We start from the raw sequence: 18044 nt of genomic DNA, 5'->3' as shown, positions 1-18044 counted from the left end.
CGTATAAACTTGCACGCTTTTTGTGCAACTACGGCAACAAAAATACTATAAATTTAACTCATGTCGAAGGTTAAATATTATTACGATAGCGAGACGCTTTCTTACAAAAAGATTGAACGAAAAAAAGGTCGTCGATTTGGGATTGTCCTGCTTAGTATCTTTGGAAGTTTTCTTGCCGGTTTTCTTTTACTTTTAGTCTACCTGAATATTCCGCAGATCGAAACGCCCAAAGAAAAGGCACTTAAGCGAGAACTGCAAAATATGCAATTGCAATATGGCTTACTGAACAAAAAAATGGATCAAATCCAAAATGTTCTTGGAAACATCGAAGATCGAGATAACAACATTTACCGATTATATTTTGAAGCTAACCCAATTCCTGAAGAAACCCGTAAAGCCGGTTTTGGAGGGATAAACAGGTATAAAGACCTAGAAGGTTTTGATAACTCTAAACTAATTATGGAGACCACCAAGAGAATGGATGTTCTCACTAAACAACTGGTGGTACAATCTAAATCTCTAGATGAAATTGCAGAATTAGCGAAAGAGAAAGAAGATCTTTTAGCCGCAATTCCTGCCATACAACCTGTGAAAAATGAAGATCTTACCAGGATCGCATCTGGTTATGGCTGGCGAACAGATCCTTTTACCAAAGTAAGAAAGTTTCACTTTGGGATGGATTTTACGGCTCCCAGGGGAACACCGATTTATGCCAGTGGTGATGGCCGGATAATTAGAGCTGATAATCGTAGTACTGGTTATGGAAATCATATAAGAATAGATCATGGCTATGGTTATACCAGCCTTTATGCTCACCTTTATAAATATAATGTGCGACGAGGACAAAAGGTAAAAAGAGGTGATGTTATTGGTTTTGTAGGAAGTACAGGAAGATCTGAAGCTCCACATTTACATTACGAGATCTTTAAGGATGATGAGCATATAAATCCTATTAATTTTTACTACGGAAATCTTTCTCCGGAAGAATTTGACGAGGTGCTGAAAAAAGCACAACAAGAAAACCAATCTTTGGATTAATGCAAGTCGAGCTACCTGAAAAAAGATATTATAGCATTGGCGAAGTTGCCAGAGCGTTTAAGGTAAACACTTCCCTAATTAGATTTTGGGAAAAGGAATTTGATGTGATAAAGCCGAAGAAAAACGCTAAAGGAAACCGTAAATTTACTCCAGAAGACATCAAAAATCTGGAACTTATTTATCACCTGGTAAAAGAGCGTGGTTTTACTTTGGAAGGTGCTAAAACACATCTTAAAGAAGAAAAGCAAAAAACACTGAGCAATTTTGATATTGTTCGTAAATTAGAAAAAATTAAAACTAGACTAATCAACATCAAAAATCAATTATAGAAAATGAAAAAATGGTTAATTCCTCTAATCGTATTGGTTGTTCTTGGAATCATTGTGTACAGCATGACAGCCGGAGTAAACAATACCGGAGTAGAACTTGAAGAAAAAGCAAAAGAAGCATGGTCTAACGTAGAAAGTTCTTACCAAAGAAGAAATGACCTTATTGGGAACCTGGTAAAAACCGTACAGGGCGCTGCAGATTTTGAACGTGGTACGCTTACCGATGTTATCGAAGCCCGTGCCAAAGCAACTTCAGTAAATGTAGATGCTTCTAATTTAAGTGCCTCTCAAATTCAACAATTTCAACAGGCACAAACAGGATTATCTTCAGCTTTATCTAAATTATTGGTAAGTGTAGAACGTTATCCTGATATTAAAGCCAATCAAAATTTCTTACAATTACAGGCACAGATCGAAGGAACAGAAAATAGAATTAATGTTGCCAGAGATCGCTACAATGCTGCAGTAACAGATTTCAATACATTCATTAGAAAATTCCCAAACAATATTTTTGCCGGGATGTTTGGCTTTGAGCGTATGGAAAGATATCAGGCCGATGCTGGTGCTGAAGAAGCTCCAGATGTAGAATTCGACTTTCAATAAAAACTCTTCAAAATAACCAATATGAGCCGCAAAGACTTTTCTCTAAAGACCGAAGATGAAAATGAAATCGTTGAGGCGATAAGAACTGCTGAAAAAAGCACTTCAGGAGAGATTCGCGTTCATCTTGAAAAAACAGCAGGATCTCAGGATATTTTTGAGCGAGCGATGGAAGTTTTCCATCAATTAAAAATGGATAACACCAAGGAAGAAAACGGGGTGTTGATCTATGTTGCTACAGAAGATCGAAACTTCGTGATCTATGGCGACAAAGGCATTAATGATAAAGTTGAGGACGACTTTTGGGAGAGCACAAAAGATGTAATCCTTAATCACTTTAAAAAGGGTGATTTTAAACAGGGACTTGTAGACGGCATTTTAATGGCCGGCGAGCAATTAAAGCGACATTTTCCCTGGCAGGAAGATGACGAGAATGAACTTTCAGATCAAATTTCAAGAGGATAAATGCTACAATTTAATAAAAAGCTTAGCCGCTTAACAAGCTGCATAAGTCTGCTATTTTTACTTATAAGTTTTGTTGGATATTCCCAAAGGGATATTCCGCCAAAACCAAATAAAGAAACAGCAGTTTATGACGGAGCAAATCTTTTAACAACTTCAGAAGAACAACGACTAACCCAAAAATTGGTTAGCTACGCAGATACAACTTCTACACAAATCGTTATTGCAACCATAGAATCTTTGCAAGGCGAATATGCCGGGACTTACGCCACGCATTGGGCCGAAGAATGGGGAATTGGAATGGAAGGCAAGGATAACGGATTGTTTATTCTTGTTGCTGAAAAGGAACGGAAGATCCAAATCCAGACTGGTTATGGTTTAGAGCCTTATATGACTGATGCCTACACTTACCAGATCATTAATAATATAATTTTACCTGAATTTAAGGATGGTGACTATTATGCTGGTTTAGACAAAGGAACTACAGCGGTTTTCGAGGTTTTAGCGGGTACTTTTAAAGGAACACCACAACGAAGAGGTGGCTCTGGCAATTCAGCTAAACCTATTGCTATTTTTATCGTCGTTTTTATCATCATAATCATTTCACTTATTGGCAAAAGCCGTGGCGGCGGAAGAGGCGGCGGTCGTCGTGGTCGTAGCACGCTTATGGATGCCATTATCTTAAGTTCTCTTGGTCGCGGTAGTTTTGGCGGAGGAGGATTTGGTGGCAGCTCTGGCGGTGGATTCGGCGGAGGCGGCGGATTTGGTGGCGGCTTCGGTGGAGGTGGCTTTGGCGGCGGTGGCGCCGGTGGAAGCTGGTAACTTCAGAAAAAAATCTTCAGAATTATACAATCTTGATATTGTATAAAAATGATGGTCTTTTTTAAAGACTTCCCCTTGTAGCCTTTTCAGATTAAATGCCTAGCAAGCAAAAAGCTGCTCGATAAATTTTATATTTTCTTTTTAAGAAGTAAACTACCCCGGGGCAAGCCCTCGAGGCATTTGTTGGAAACAAATTTTTAATTTCGAGGCAAGTCTCTGGGTATTATACCCTTTGGCGGCGCCAATAAAATACATTCAAAAATAACTATCAAAAAAGCCCAATCTTAGATCTAAGATTGAGCTTTTTTGTACGTATTTATTTAACAGACTATCTTGGTGGGCCTCTTCTTCCTCCTCTGCCTCCAAAGCTTTGTCCTCCAAAATTCTTCAGGTTATACGTAAAACTCAGCATTGCATATTGCTCAAGCACTAAATTATCAACGTCCTGAATATAATCGTCACCTATTTGTCTTCTGGTATTGATCACCTGGTCTAATACATCATAAACCTTCAGCTTAATATTGGCTTTCTCGTTCCAAAACTGGTATCCTAAACTGGTGATCCACATGATGGAAGTATTATCAAATTCCGAAGAAACATTTCCAAATTTATTATAAGAAATATCGTTCCCAAAAACCACATTTTTAGGCCAATATGTTGTTACTTCTAACCCAGCACGCTGATTGATAAATTCCTGGTCGTTAAGATTACTTATACTGTAATGTGAATTGTTATAATCGATACCAAAGTTAGGGTTAAGCTCGATAATATCGTCGATAGCATACGTAAACCTAACTGATGGACTAAGAACTATATTTTCTGAATTATACAGCACCCCATTCGAAAATCCTACATTCTTATCGTAACGCCCGTTTAGTGACAATCGATATCTAAATTCACTATTATCGTTTTTCTTTTGCTTGTTGTAGAAAATCCCAAGGTTGGCAGACATCGCGCCATCAACATTAGTATAAGTTGTAGTCCTGGAGAAATCTGTTGTATCTGTGATCGTTCTGGCTACCACACTATTCTCTGTAAAGCTCATGTTAAAATAGCTAAATATTCCACTACGCTTAGAGAAATCGAAATTACGATATCCCGCACGGATATTATGACTGTAAGAAGGTCTTAGATTAGGATTACCCGTTACGATGTTATTTGGGTTAGTACGATCTACAACAGGTTGTAATTGTCTTAAAGAAGGCACATTTGCATCTGTAGAATAATCTAAAGATAAACTTTTAGAACGCTCTACTTCATAACGCACACGTGCTCGTACATAAAGGTTGTTATAGGAGTTGCTAAAAGAAGTTTCAGACAGGAAATTGTTATTTTCTAAAGTGGTATTTAAAAGACCAATATTGGTATCTACTCGCCATACATCACCTTCGTAATTAATCCCGGCATTTGGTCGATGCTGTCTACTTTTCACTTCAAAATCACTACTTAAAGTATCGTTGATCACGGTATAATTTCCGTTAGCATCTGCCTCGTAAACAAAGCGATCATTCTCATCGTTATTCGATGAAAAATTATAAGCAAGATCTAAGAACAGATCGTCTGCTAAAACACTACGTTGCGATACGCCAAAGGAATAATTCTCACTATTGGAATCTTCATCTATAAATTGATCCTGAATTCTGGCAATTTCTTCCCCATCGCGATAATCAAAACTTTCAGAATAAAAATAATTATCGTTCTCCTGAGTATCATAAGAGTTTCGGAATTCTAATTGAAGATAAGCTCCACGGCTTCCAAAACGCTTTACAAAATCGATATTATTACTAAAGCTATTGCTAAAAATATCTTCAGATTCAGATGTTAAAGAGTTATTTACCAAATCGCCGTCTTCATTTAATCGTTCTGATGAGCTTCCTCTTTCAGAAAAACCTGTGTTAGCCGTAAATCTTGGCGAAATAGAAAGTTGCGTTAGAGTATCGAATTCTATTTCGAATCTTGCATTTGCACGGTGACTATCGTTTACAAGATCACTAAAGCTATTAGAGTTTACAAAGAATGTTTGGTCTGGCAAGATATTTTGTCTTTGGATAGATGTTTCCTGCCTTGTATCATTTCTTCCAAAGAAATAATCACCGTTAAGCTCGTATTTATCGTTCCACTCGTTCGTGTAATTTGCTCCGGCAGTTTCGGCTTTAGTGATACCACCGCCTCCACCTCCGCCAAAAACAGAGCGTGCGCCAGATCCTCCCATCATTCCGTAAACCTCATCAAAACTAAACCCATTGCTGTTGATGTTGTTAGAACTTGCAAGAATACTTAAACGCATATCATCTTTGTACATATTAGCAATACCGCTAAGCTCGTATCTATTGTTTGTACCGCCACCAGCAGTAGCCCTGGCAAAATATCCTTTATTCTTATCCTCTTTTAAGGTAATATTTATGGTTTTATTGTCTGGATCCCCGGCTTTTCCGGTAAATTCTTCAGATCTGGTTTTTTGATTAGACACCTGGATCTTTTCAATAATTTCCTTTGGAAGGTTCTTGGTAGCGATCTGTGGATCATCTCCAAAAAATTCTTTACCATTTACCTTTATGCTCGATACCGGTTTCCCATTGATAGTGATCGCACCATCTGAATCTACTTCTACACCCGGTAATTTTTCTAGTAATTCTTCAAGATTTGCATTTTGCCTGGTCTTAAAACTATCGGCATTAAACTCTAAGGTATCCTTTTTCAAAGTTAATGGTGGCCTTGAGGCTACAACGGTTACTTCTCCTAACTGGTTATCCTGAAGTTCTAACTTAAGCTCACCAACATTTTGAGTTCCTTCTTTAACTTCTACCACTTTCCTAAATGGCTTGAAGCCGGCATAGGAAACTAAGAGATTTAAACGCTCTTCTTTAGATTTTCCTGAAAGTGTAAAGTTTCCTGAAGCTTCAGAAATAGTATAGGTCACTAAAGTACTGTCTGATGGCTTTTCTACATAAACGGTGGCAGATTGAAGTGGATTCCCTTCTGGATCCAAAACTTTCCCAGTCATTTCAAACTCCTGGGAAAAACTTATCGCGCTGATAAAAAGGAACGCGACAACAAGATAAAATTTCATTGATCGATGTTTTAAATTTTCGGTTTAGGTCTTAATTCTAATTATGTGGTGTGAGCTTCTATGATTTTAGACTTCACAAAACCAAAAACGTTTAATAAAACATCAAAAAATTCTAAAATTTAACTAAAAAAGGATTCTTAATATCTTCTAGATACTAAAAATCCTCTATCTATTTAAGAAGTATTTTTCTTTTATTTTTTTCTGAAATAAACCGCGATAGGCACCCCTTTGAAATCGAATTCTTCTCTAAGCTTGTTCTCTATATAACGTTTGTAAGGATCTCTTACATACTGAGGAAGATTACAGAAGAACGCGAATTGCGGCTGAGGCGTTGGTAACTGTGTACAAAACTTAATTTTCACGAACTTACCTTTATACGCCGGTGGCGGATTATTTTCGATAATAGGAAGCATTACATCATTAAGTTCTCTTGTCTTCACCTTTTTGCTTCTGTTCTCGTAAACCTTTACAGCGGTTTCTATTGCCTTGTAAATACGTTGTTTGTTTAGAACCGACATAAATATGATAGGCACATCTGTAAATGGTTCTATTTCCCTACGAATCATTTGCTCGTAAGTTTTCATGGTATTGGTTTCTTTTTCTACCAAATCCCATTTATTTACAAGGATCACAATACCCTTACGGTTACGTTGTGCCAACCAAAAGATGTTTTGCACCTGCCCATCAAAACCACGATTGGCATCTAAAACCAGTAAACAAACATCTGCATTTTCGATAGCTCTTACAGATCGCATTACAGAGTAAAATTCTAAATCTTCTTTTACCTTGGACTTTCTACGAATACCTGCGGTATCTACGAGGTTAAATTCGAATCCAAATCTATTGTATTTAGTATCGATAGAATCTCTGGTGGTTCCTGCAATATCTGTCACGATATAACGCTCTTCCCCAATTAATGCATTTATAAATGATGATTTACCAGCATTAGGTCTTCCTACCACAGCAAATCTTGGTAACTCAGTTTCTTCTTTATAAGTCTCTTCTGGTAAAGATTCGATAACAGCATCTAAAAGATCTCCCGTACCACTACCATTGGTACTGGCAATAGGAAAGTAGTCTCCCAGACCTAAAGCATAGAACTCTACCGCGTTCTCTAAACGCTTATTATTATCTACTTTATTTACTGCAAGAAAAACTGGTTTATTTACTTTTCGAAGTAATATGGCAACATCTTCATCCATTGGTGTAATACCAGATTCGACATCTACCATAAAAATTATAACATCGGCTTCGTCGATCGCCAGTTCTACCTGCTTATCGATTTCAGATTCAAAAACATCATCACTACCAATTACGTAACCACCAGTATCGATTAAAGAGAATTTACGACCATTCCAGTCTGATTTCCCATAATGACGATCACGGGTTACACCGCTTACTGAATCTACAATCGCCTCACGACGTTGGATTAAACGGTTAAAAAAAGTAGATTTCCCAACATTAGGCCTTCCTACGATAGCAACAATACCACTCATATCTAAAAATTATTGGCAAAGGTAGTATTTAACAACCGAACTTTAAACAATAATGTTTCAGGAATTTAAATAGGTATTTGATGCCATAGTCTCAAATTGTGTCCAAATAGCACTTCAACTTATGCAGCAGTAAACTACCTCGGGCAAGCCCACGAGACATTCCTTGCAAACAAATTTTTAATTTGGAGGAAATCCTCGGGATATTATACCCTTTGGCAGTGCCAATAAAAACCAGGCTTAAAAAAGAGAATTAATTTATCGAATATCAGCTATATAAAATTAGTCTTTAGAATATCCAAAACGACGCAATTGCCGGTCGTTACTTCGCCAATTCTTATTCACTTTTACGTATAATTCTAAATGCACCTGTTTCCCAAAAAACTTTTCGAGATCTTTACGAGCTTCTACTCCCACCCGTTTTAATGCATTTCCTTTATGCCCAATAATAATTCCTTTTTGGGTATCGCGCTCTACCATGATGATACTTCGCATTCTTATAATATTTTCTTCCTCAAAAAACTCTTCAGTATCTATTTCTACGGAATAAGGAATCTCTTTTTTATAATGCATCAGTATCTTTTCACGAATAATTTCGTTCACGAAAAAACGCTCTGGCTTATCGGTAAGACTATCTTTAGGATAAAATGCAGGACTTTCTGGAAGTAATTCTACGATCCTACTAAAAACTTCAGAAACATTAAAACCTTCTAAAGCAGAGATTGGATAGATTTCAGCATTTGGCACTTTTTCCTTCCATAGACCAACCTGCTCTTCCAGTTGCTCCTGGTTAGATTTATCTATTTTATTCAGCAATAATAAAACAGGAATATCAGCATTGATGATCTTATTAAAAAATGACTCATCTTTTAATTCTCGTTCACCAATTTCTACCATATACACTAAAATATCGGCATCCTCGAAAGCAGATTTAACGAAATCCATCATCGATTCCTGTAGTTGGTATGCTGGCTTGATAATTCCCGGGGTATCACTTAAGATCACCTGAAAATCCTCACCGTTCACGATCCCTAAGATTCGATGTCGCGTGGTTTGTGCTTTAGAGGTTATGATCGATAAACGTTCACCTACAAACGCATTCATTAACGTAGATTTCCCAACATTTGGGTTTCCTATAATATTTACAAAACCTGCCTTATGTGCCATACTGAATTTTTTACAAAGGTATTTTATTTAATTGCTGCATCCTAAAACCAAAGTATAATTTGAAAAAAACCTGAAAAGCAAGTTCTAAGATCATAAAATTTTGATGCGAATTACATAATTACCAGTATTTTATATTACGATACCATTAAAATTTGAAGGCTTTTAAGCGCTATCCTTTCTTATTAAATTTAATTCTATAATTTTGCGGCTTCTAAAATTTAAGCCTAAGAGTTTAAATATCAGGATTAAAACGCAAAACATTTAAAAATGAAACAAGTTTTCAATCTCTTTGATTTCTCCCAAAAAGTGAATTATAAAACCGAGATTCTGGCCGGGCTAACCGTGGCAATGACGATGATCCCAGAGTCTTTATCTTTCGCTATTCTTGCAGATTTCCCGCCATTGGTAGGCTTATACGCTGCATTTATCATGGGAATAATCACCGCTATCTTTGGTGGACGCCCAGGTTTGGTTTCTGGTGGTGCCGGTGCAACGGTGGTTGTTTTAATCGCTTTAATGAATTCGCATGGTTTAGAATATGTTTTTGCAGCAGTAGCCATGGCCGGAATAATTCAAATTGGGGTTGGTGTTTTTCGACTTGGTAAGTTTATACGTTTGGTACCACAGCCCGTAATGTTTGGTTTTGTAAATGGTCTGGCCGTTATTATCTTTTCGGCACAATTGGAGCAATTTAAAGTAATGGTAAATGGTGAAGCCGAATGGTTAACCGGCAGCCCGCTATTAATTATGCTTGCTCTTGTAGCTCTAACTATCGCCATTATCTTGGTTTTTCCAAAGATCACCAAAGCAGTACCGCCATCTTTAGTAGCGATATTGGTTGTTTTCGCGATCGTTTATTTCTTCGGAATTGACACTAAACAGGTTAAAGATATTGCTTCGGTAAGCGGAAGTTTACCTCCGTTTCATATTCCGCAGGTACCGCTAACTTTAGAAACACTAAAGATCATTTTCCCATACGGACTTATAATGGCAGCGGTTGGATTAACTGAAGGTTTACTTACCTTAAACCTGGTAGACGAAATTACAGGAACCCGCGGCCGTAGCAATAAAGAATGTGTTGCACAGGGAACCGCAAATATTGCTAATGGATTTTTCTTTGGAATGGGTGGCTGCCCAATGTTGGCACAAACGCTGGTAAATTTATCATCTGGATCTCGCGCCAGACTTTCAGGAATTATCGCTGCAATTACTATTTTGGTGATTATTCTTGTTGGTGCCCCGGTAATCGAATTATTACCAATGGCTGCACTTACCGGCGTAATGATTATGGTAGCTTTTGGAACTTTTGAATGGGCAAGTTTTAAAACGCTTAATAAAATGCCTAAACACGATATTTTTGTGATGGTTGTGGTGACTTTAATTACTATTCTACTTCACAATCTTGCTCTTGCTGTACTTATTGGAGTGATTATCTCGGCATTGGTTTTTGCATGGGATAACGCAAAACGAATTCGTGCAAGAAAACGTATTGATGAAAATGGTGTAAAACACTATGAAATTTACGGGCCACTTTTCTTTGGTTCTACCACCGCTTTTAATGAAAAATTCGATGTTTTAAATGACCCTGAAGAAGTGATCGTAGATTTTTCTGAAAGTAGAATTGTAGACATGTCTGGTATCGAAGCCGTGAATAAATTAACCGAGCGTTATGCAAAACAAGGCAAAAAACTACATTTAAGACATCTTAGCCAGGATTGCAGACAATTATTAAGCAATGCCGATGCTATTATTGAAGTAAATATTATAGAAGATCCTACGTACCGAGTAGTTACCGATAAGGTGCAATAGATTTCTCTTACTAAATAAAAAAAGGGCTTCAAAATATCGAAATTCGGTATATTGAAGCCCTTTTTTTCTAGGTTGAAAATTCTCTATTCTGTTTCTTCAGATTCATCTAAAGAACTGAAGGATTTAATCGCTTCGTTAGGCTCCATGATATTATATCCATCCCAGAATTCGGCATTATATTTTTTAAATTTCTTATAATCGAAATTATTATTGGTTTCTAAAGATGCATACGCATCCTTACTTAAGCTTTCGTCATCATAAATGATCCATTGTGATTTGGAGACATTACTGGCGATAATATCCATTTCCAGGTCTAATTCTTTAAGACGCTTGTTCCAGATCCAACTTCCTTTTTTAACCAGTAGAGTTAAAGGTCGATCTACACCAAAGGTATTACCAGCGCTTCTTTCGATGTATTTAGGATTATATTTTCCGCTTTCATTTTTAGCAAAGATCATCTTCCCGCTATACACATCTTCTTTGTTGCTTACCCCAAAAAGCTTGAATTTCTTTAAGGGTTTCACATTTTCGTAATCCAGGCGATACAGTCCAAAATCTTCAGTGCTTACAAACATTTTCCCTTTAAAATCGGCACCACGCTTTGGTTCAAAATTAATAACGTAAGCAATATCGTTTCCAATTTGAGTATAACCTGCCACATCAAATTCATATTTCCTGGATTTTTCAAAAACATCTAAAGTGAAATCTTCTTTCCAAAACATAGAATTTAAGTTATTCCCGATTCGTCTTTGAAGTCCATTTGCGATATTTTCGTAGCGTTTTATGCTGTCTTTTACTTTTTCTTCGGGTGTTTTTTCTTTGGGTTCGGCAGCTTCCATATCTTCAAGAAATTCTTCACTATCCATTTTTACGCCCAAAAGACCCGATTTTACTTTTACGTACGTGTCTTCTCCCAGATTGTCTTTAATAATTTGCTCTAAACGCTCGCCCAGTTCCTCAACACCTTCCTCGTTAGTTGGATTGTAGAGATTAGCTATTTTTATAGGCTGAATTTTTTGCTCTTCATAATTTCCGTAGAAATCACCAAGATATTCAGTATAACTATCTACATATCGCGGAATCTGGCTAAGCGCATTGTTCACAAATTTCTGGTCGATCTCTGGGATGGTGCTTTCTTCAACTTCCATATCTAAACGACTAATATTGTTGAAAAAAGAGCTTCTGTAAAAAAAGCGTTTCTTTGAAAGCTCGAAATTATAATTCGAGTCGATTTTAGCTAAAACCCGCTCTAATATTTCTTCACCACTTAGATCTTTGTCTGAAAGAAAAACCTCGGTTAAGGCTATAGATGACGGCTTAATAAAAAGTGTATCCTTTAATGCTGAAACAGAGATCTCGGTTTCCTCGTACCCAAGAGAAGATACTTTAATTTTTGTTTCTGCTGAAGTTCCTTCGGGAAGTACAAATACTCCCTCGTCGTTAGTAACTACTCCTTTGTTTTCTCCATACTGGATAGTTGCAAAAGGAATAATTTCTTTGGTTTGAGCATCGGCCAGCACGGCAGAAAATTCTAATTGCTGACTAAATACGCTAGACGAAATTAATAAAAGCGCCTTAATAATTAATGTTCGCATTTTGATGATGTTTTTAGTAAGTTAGATGAACTATCTAAATGAGGTTTACAGTAAACTACCTTAGGGCAAGCCCTTGAGGCATTTTTTTGAAAATCGCCATTGTATCGAGGCAAGCCTCAGAGCATTTAATCTCGATTATCGAGTAAAATACTGTTACACAAATTTAGAATTTTAATAGATGTTATAGATTGAGTTTCTTTATTTAACGCTCGATCATCAAAAAATATTATAAAATATCTAACATAGCTTTGCAATACACTCTTCAGAATAATTGTATTTTTAAGCAAAGAATGCCTAAAGGTCTAATCTATGCCAATTAACGTTCAGGGAGACAAGGAGTTTAATAATGTAACTTCTATTCAGAATAAAGCCCTACGCATCAATCTTAATGAAAATATCTACGGAACTTTTGCCGAAATTGGTGCCGGCCAGGAAACCGTAAGAAACTTCTTTAGAGCGCCAAATCCTACCGGTACGATCGCAAAAACCATGAGTGCCTACGATAAGGACTTTAGTGATGCGATTTATGGCGCAGAACCGGCTAAAAGATATGTTACCGAACCTCGCCTAAAAGCCATGATGGCTTACGAAACCGGACTTATTGAAAAACGGATCTCTCGCTTAAAGCATCCCAATAAACTCTTCTTTAGTTTTGCAAATACGGTTGCGACTATAGATTGGGCAAAAAAATATAAAGGTCATGGTTGGATAGGAATTAGATTTCAAACAGCGCCAAAAGAAGAATACAACGAAATTATTATGCATGTGCAGCTACACGAAAATAAGGCAGCACAACAGCAAATAAGTCTTGGGATAATGGGCGTGAACCTAATTTATGCCGCCTATTATCATCATGACGATCCAAAGACACTCTTAAAACATTTATACGATCATTTAAGTCCTGATAAAATTGAAATTGACACGATCAATTTTACAGGCCCAACTTTTAAAGATGTAGACAATCGCTTAATGAGTTTGCAGCTGGTTAGAAACGGCATGACCGATGCGGTGATGTTCGCTCCTTCCGGGAATAATGTGCTGCCGGCAAATGTATTGTATAAAAAGAATATTCTTACGCTACGCGGAAGTTTTAGACCGGTAACCAACGTAAACATTAGCATGTACGAAAAATCATTGCATATGTTTATGAAAGAACATGAAGTAGAACGAGCTGCTACGGAGGTTATCTTCGAAATGACACTCTTTAACCTGAAGGCTGAAGGTGATGAAATTGATGAGAAGGACTTTTTAAACCGCGCCGATCTTCTTTGCGCTTTGGGGCATACGGTAATGATCTCTAACTTTCAGCAATATTATAAAGTTGTAGATTATTTTGCTCAGTTTACTTCAGAGCAGATTGGGCTTACAATGGGCGTAACCACGCTAATTGATATTTTTGACGATAAATATTACAAAGAATTAAGCGGCGGCATTTTAGAGGCTTTCGGGATTCTTTTTGCCCGAAACGTGAATATTTATCTGTATCCGGTTAAAGATGAAGAAACAGGAGAGATAATGTCGACCAAAAACTTAAGGGTAAATAACAATACTCGTGGTTTATATAATTTCTTTAAACAGAACGATCGCATTATCGATATAACAGATTTTGAAGAGCAATCTTTAGATATTAACTCCAGAAAGATCCACGAAATGATCTTAGAAGGTAAAAGTGGCTGGGAAGAGATGCTCCCCGAAACCGTAACTAAGCTTATCAAAGAAAAGCAGATGTTTACTAAAAAATAGCTTTGTCTAAAATCATCGAATATCAAATTAAAATAAAATAGTCTTTGTATAGAGCCAAGCCTCGGAGCATTTAATCTTGATTATCGAGTAAACAAAAAAATCCCGGCAATGCCGGGATTTTTTATGATATGATTAAAGTTATTCTAGTTTTGATAGAATGACTCTCCTGGCCAGCTATCATTAGAATAATCTACGTCTGGTAAGATCTTATCTGGATCGATCTCGATACTTTTTGGAGCTTTATCTGTTTCCACTAAATGGCTCCAGGTGTCACCACGCTGCCAGATCTCTACAGGAAGCGTAAGATCTTCTGAAGAACCATCCTGATAAGTGATCTTCAACTTAACCGGCATTGGCACTTCACCTTTATTTGCAAGATTGATAATGAAACCTTTCCCTTCTCTATTTCCACGGATACCTTCAATAGCAAGATCGATATTTCCTGTTCCGTAGAACCAGCTACCAAAGAACCATGATAGATTTTCGCCTGCTACATTTTCGATATGATTAAAGAAATCTTTTGGTTGAGGATGTTTGTATGCCCAGGTTTTGATGTAAGATTTAAATGCATTATCAAATCTTTCGTGACCTAAAACATATTCTCTTAGCATATACAATCCAACGGCTGGCTTGTAATAAGCCACCATTCCAAGATTTCTAAGATTCGCTACATCTGGATATGTATCGATTCCCTCACGAGTTTCAGACTTAAACCAACCTGTCATATTTCTGGTTTTGTTAAGGCTTGTTGGGTATTCCCCAAATTCCTGAGTACTATAATAGTTGATAAAGGTATTAAAACCTTCGTCCATCCATGCGTATCTTCTTTCGTTAGATCCTACGATCATTGGGAACCAGTTGTGACCAAATTCGTGATCTGTAACTCCCCAAAGGGAAGCTCCTTTACTTCTCCAACCACAAAAGTTAAGCCCTGGATATTCCATTCCGCCAATTTCGGCAGCAACGTTAGTAGCTACCGGCCAAGGAAACTCAAACCATTTATTTGAATAATTCTCAATTGAATGCTTGCTATATTCTGTAGATCTTCCCCAAGCATCGTTACCTGCACTTTCTTTTGGATATACAGATTGTGCTAAGATATCTTTACCACTAGGCAAATCGATCTTTGCAGCATCCCATATAAATGCTTTAGAAGAAGCAAATGCAACATCATGAGAATTTTCCATTTCAAAATGCCATGTAAGCATTCCTTCCTGCTTTGCTCTTAAAGAAGCATCTTTAATTTCGTCTTCGCCAACGATAGTTACAGTTTCGTCACTTTTTCTGGCTTTATCTAAACGCTCTCTCATTTTAGCTGAAAGTACCTGGCGCTCGTTCACTAATTCACCAGAACCTACAACAATATGATCCCAAGGTGCTGTGATCTCATAATCAAAATCACCATACTCTAAATAAAATTCTCCTGCACCAAGATATGGCTCAACATTCCAACCTTCGATATCATCATAAACCGCTGTACGAGGATACCATTGCGCCATTGCGTAGATCGTACCATCTTCTACATCTAATCTTCCCATACGATCCATTCCTTTTACAGGAATTTTATAGGTAAAATTCATAGAAACTGTTGCACTACCTCCGTTTGCTTTTATTGGCTCTTCGAACCAAACCTGCATTCTAGTATCATTAATAATATGCTTAGAAGAAGTACTTCTACCTGTTTTAGCCTGAAGATTTGAAATTTCGTAACCACCATCTACATCTCCATTATATCGATTGCCACCAATTGGAGTAGTCAAAGTTCCGCGTGAATTTTCTGTAAAGCGGTTTTGCTCTAAATATAACCAGATAAAAGGTAATTCATCTGGACTGTTATTGGTATACGAAAGCGTAACTTTTCCGGTTAATGTATGTGCTTCGTCGTCTAAAGTTGCTTTAATTTCGTAATCGGCTTCATTTTGCCAGTAATCTGGCCCTGGAACTCCTGAAGCTGAACGGTAACGATTACCGATACGATTCATAAATTCATCAAAATCCTGCTGATTGCTACCTACTACTTCCTGAGCCTGAGACATAAAGCTAAATGCTCCTGTGAAAGCCAAGGCGAGAACAGCCTTTGAAAAATATTTCATTTTTAAAATTTTTATTTAGTCGTCGCTAATTTAAAGAAAGTATTAAGAAAAAGGTATTAAAAAATCAGGTAAAATAGGGAAGTAAATCGATTAACTAATTACTACTGAAATTCGATAATTTCAGGATAAATTTATTTTTAATAAAAATGAAAGGGATAATTATATTTTTGCACTGCGATCGTACATGATAATACTACCTGCAACCGAAACATTTAAACTTAAAGTCGACTTGAATTTCACTAAAAAATGAGATTTCTCTATAGCTTGTTTAGAAAGGCCGTGATCCTCGGCTCCTAAAAGATACACACAACGGCGAGGATGCTCAAAAGTCTCTAAATCCTGGGCCTTTTCATCTAATTCTACCCCAACTAACATAGCGCCTTTGGGTAAATGCGCATAAAAATCTTCAAAAGTCTCGTAATGAAAATACGGCATCGCTCCTACTGCTTTATGCGTATCACAAGCCTGCTTTGCGTATCGATTACCAATTGTAAAAATAAAACTTGCTCCCATATTTTGCAGAACGCCATAATACACCTAAATTTTCAGGGGTTTTGCCATTCTGAATTCCAATTCCGAAGAAACCTTGTTCTAGATTATCCACTTTCATGGCCGCAAGATATTATTTTAGATCTAAACCTGAAATTCTATAATTTCAGCATTAATTCTTCTAAAATCGATCTAGAAAAAAGTAACCGAAAATCATCGAATATTATTTCTTCTTTTCGAAACGGCTCAAAAAGTTTTTAATAAGCAATTGCATGCTTCCCAATTCTTCTACTGGCGTATTAAGCACTCTGGATAAAGAAAACGGAATTCGTTTTGCTCTGGATTTTAGAGCTTGCCCGGTTTTAGTTATGCTAACTTTAGTTTCTAGCGTATCTGGATCTTCATCTTGAAGTGTGATAAAAGATTTTTGCTGAAGTCCGTTTAGAATCGGCATCAAACTCTCTTTATTTAAATAAAGTTGTCTTCGAATTTGGCCAATATTAACTTCGTTATTCTCCCATAGCATCAACATCACCAAATATTCTGGATAACTTAACTGAAGTTTTGCCAAAACAGGCTGATAAAGTCTTGAAATAATTCGGGTAGAACCATAAACAGGGAAACAAAGCTGTTCGTTTAAGCTAAGGGTAGATTTTGTAGTCATTCTGCGCTATTTTAGAAGTTGTTGAATATCCTTTTCTATTTTTTCTGGTGAGGTTGTTGGGGCGTACCTTTTATAGGGTTCACCATTAGGAGCAATTAGAAATTTTGTAAAATTCCATTTAATTCTTTTGCCTAAAGTTCCTGGCAAAGACTTTTTAAGATACTTAAATATAGGATGAGCATCATTGCCGTTTACCTCTATTTTTTGTGTAAGCGGAAAAGTTACTCCGTGATTGAGCTTGCAGGTTTCTTCCATAGTTTCGTTAGATAACGGCTCTTGCCCTGCAAATTGATTACAAGGAAAACCAACAACTACTAAACCTTTACTTTTGTAATCCTGATAAAGTTTTTCCAGACCTTCGAACTGCGGAGTAAGCCCACATTTTGTTGCGGTGTTCACAAGCAGAATCGGTTGGTCCTTAAAATCTTTAAATTGAAGAGACTGCCCACCGGCAGTTTTTATATCGAAATCGTAAATTTTCATAGCAAATAATTCCCATCTCTTTTTCAAACCCGAATTTCATCAATTCGTACGGTAAATTAAAAGAATCCTCATAAATAAACTTTATGAGGATATTATCTTTTCTTTACTTCAAATTTAAGTGAAAATCAGCGAATAAAACTCTTTTTCAACTAATAATTAAAACTTATTAAACAACTGATATACAGAA

14 protein-coding genes and 1 pseudogene are annotated in these 18044 nt (G+C 36.8%); 7 read left to right on the top strand and 8 right to left on the bottom strand.

From position 1 onward, the window contains the following. The first annotated feature begins 60 nt into the window (after positions 1-60). Genes INR75_RS07460 through INR75_RS07440 form a run of 5 tightly spaced genes read left to right on the top strand, consistent with a single transcriptional unit; the run spans position 61 to position 3251 of the window. On the top strand, positions 61-1038 hold the full coding sequence (locus INR75_RS07460; RefSeq protein WP_223091413.1) for a M23 family metallopeptidase: 978 nt from the start codon (positions 61-63) through the stop codon (positions 1036-1038). Continuing rightward, positions 1038-1367 carry a MerR family transcriptional regulator gene (locus INR75_RS07455; RefSeq protein ID WP_223091412.1) on the top strand — a complete coding sequence of 110 codons (330 nt, stop codon included), beginning with the start codon at positions 1038-1040 and terminating at the stop codon, positions 1365-1367. Before INR75_RS07460 ends, INR75_RS07455 begins: the two co-directional genes overlap by 1 nt. Before the next feature lie 3 nt (positions 1368-1370). After that, entirely contained in the window at positions 1371-1970 is a 600-nt protein-coding gene (locus tag INR75_RS07450; protein ID WP_223091411.1) for a LemA family protein, read from the top strand. A 21-nt stretch (positions 1971-1991) separates the two neighbouring features. Further along, complete coding sequence (locus tag INR75_RS07445; RefSeq protein ID WP_092540310.1) at positions 1992-2432, top strand: TPM domain-containing protein; 441 nt, start codon at positions 1992-1994, stop codon at positions 2430-2432. Continuing rightward, on the top strand, positions 2433-3251 hold the full coding sequence (locus tag INR75_RS07440; protein WP_223091410.1) for a YgcG family protein: 819 nt from the start codon (positions 2433-2435) through the stop codon (positions 3249-3251). Positions 3252-3579: 328 nt separating this feature from the next. On the opposite strand, the gene INR75_RS07435 is transcribed toward INR75_RS07440, so the two are convergent. From INR75_RS07435 to era, 3 genes are all read right to left on the bottom strand, one after another. After that, entirely contained in the window at positions 3580-6321 is a 2742-nt protein-coding gene (locus INR75_RS07435) for an outer membrane beta-barrel protein (protein ID WP_223091409.1), read from the bottom strand. 191 nt (positions 6322-6512) lie between these two features. Further along, complete coding sequence (der, locus tag INR75_RS07430; RefSeq protein ID WP_223091408.1) at positions 6513-7817, bottom strand: ribosome biogenesis GTPase Der; 1305 nt, start codon at positions 7815-7817, stop codon at positions 6513-6515. A gap of 279 nt (positions 7818-8096) precedes the next feature. Next, positions 8097-8981 (bottom strand): GTPase Era, encoded by an 885-nt coding sequence (era, locus tag INR75_RS07425; RefSeq protein ID WP_092540306.1) that lies wholly within the window; start codon positions 8979-8981, stop codon positions 8097-8099. Positions 8982-9248: 267 nt separating this feature from the next. Here era and INR75_RS07420 point away from each other — a divergent pair, with 267 nt between their 5' ends. Then, the gene (locus tag INR75_RS07420) at positions 9249-10790 is read left to right on the top strand and encodes a SulP family inorganic anion transporter (protein WP_223091407.1); all 1542 of its coding nucleotides are present in this window, start codon (positions 9249-9251) and stop codon (positions 10788-10790) included. Between the two features lie 83 nt (positions 10791-10873). Here the strand turns inward: INR75_RS07420 and INR75_RS07415 are convergent, their stop codons facing one another. Beyond that, positions 10874-12385, bottom strand: a complete 1512-nt coding sequence (locus tag INR75_RS07415) for a carboxypeptidase-like regulatory domain-containing protein (RefSeq protein ID WP_223091406.1) — start codon at positions 12383-12385, stop codon at positions 10874-10876. A gap of 309 nt (positions 12386-12694) precedes the next feature. Between INR75_RS07415 and INR75_RS07410 the strand changes: the two genes are divergently transcribed. After that, positions 12695-14128, top strand: a complete 1434-nt coding sequence (locus INR75_RS07410) for a TonB-dependent receptor (RefSeq protein ID WP_223091405.1) — start codon at positions 12695-12697, stop codon at positions 14126-14128. A gap of 143 nt (positions 14129-14271) precedes the next feature. Here INR75_RS07410 and INR75_RS07405 read toward each other — a convergent pair whose 3' ends face one another. The 4 genes and pseudogenes from INR75_RS07405 to INR75_RS07390 form a co-directional block, all read right to left on the bottom strand. Then, entirely contained in the window at positions 14272-16221 is a 1950-nt protein-coding gene (locus INR75_RS07405; protein WP_223091404.1) for a M1 family metallopeptidase, read from the bottom strand. Between the two features lie 159 nt (positions 16222-16380). Then, positions 16381-16831: pseudogene (locus tag INR75_RS07400) on the bottom strand (RNA methyltransferase). A gap of 102 nt (positions 16832-16933) precedes the next feature. Further along, the gene (locus INR75_RS07395; RefSeq protein ID WP_223091403.1) at positions 16934-17374 is read right to left on the bottom strand and encodes a MarR family winged helix-turn-helix transcriptional regulator; all 441 of its coding nucleotides are present in this window, start codon (positions 17372-17374) and stop codon (positions 16934-16936) included. Between the two features lie 6 nt (positions 17375-17380). Then, positions 17381-17857 (bottom strand): glutathione peroxidase, encoded by a 477-nt coding sequence (locus tag INR75_RS07390; protein WP_223091402.1) that lies wholly within the window; start codon positions 17855-17857, stop codon positions 17381-17383. Between the last annotated feature and the right edge of the window lie 187 nt (positions 17858-18044).

Source organism: Zunongwangia sp. SCSIO 43204 (assembly GCF_019904275.1).
In the GTDB taxonomy this organism is placed as follows: domain Bacteria; phylum Bacteroidota; class Bacteroidia; order Flavobacteriales; family Flavobacteriaceae; genus Zunongwangia; species Zunongwangia mangrovi.
This window is presented reverse-complemented; position numbering and strand designations above follow the sequence as displayed.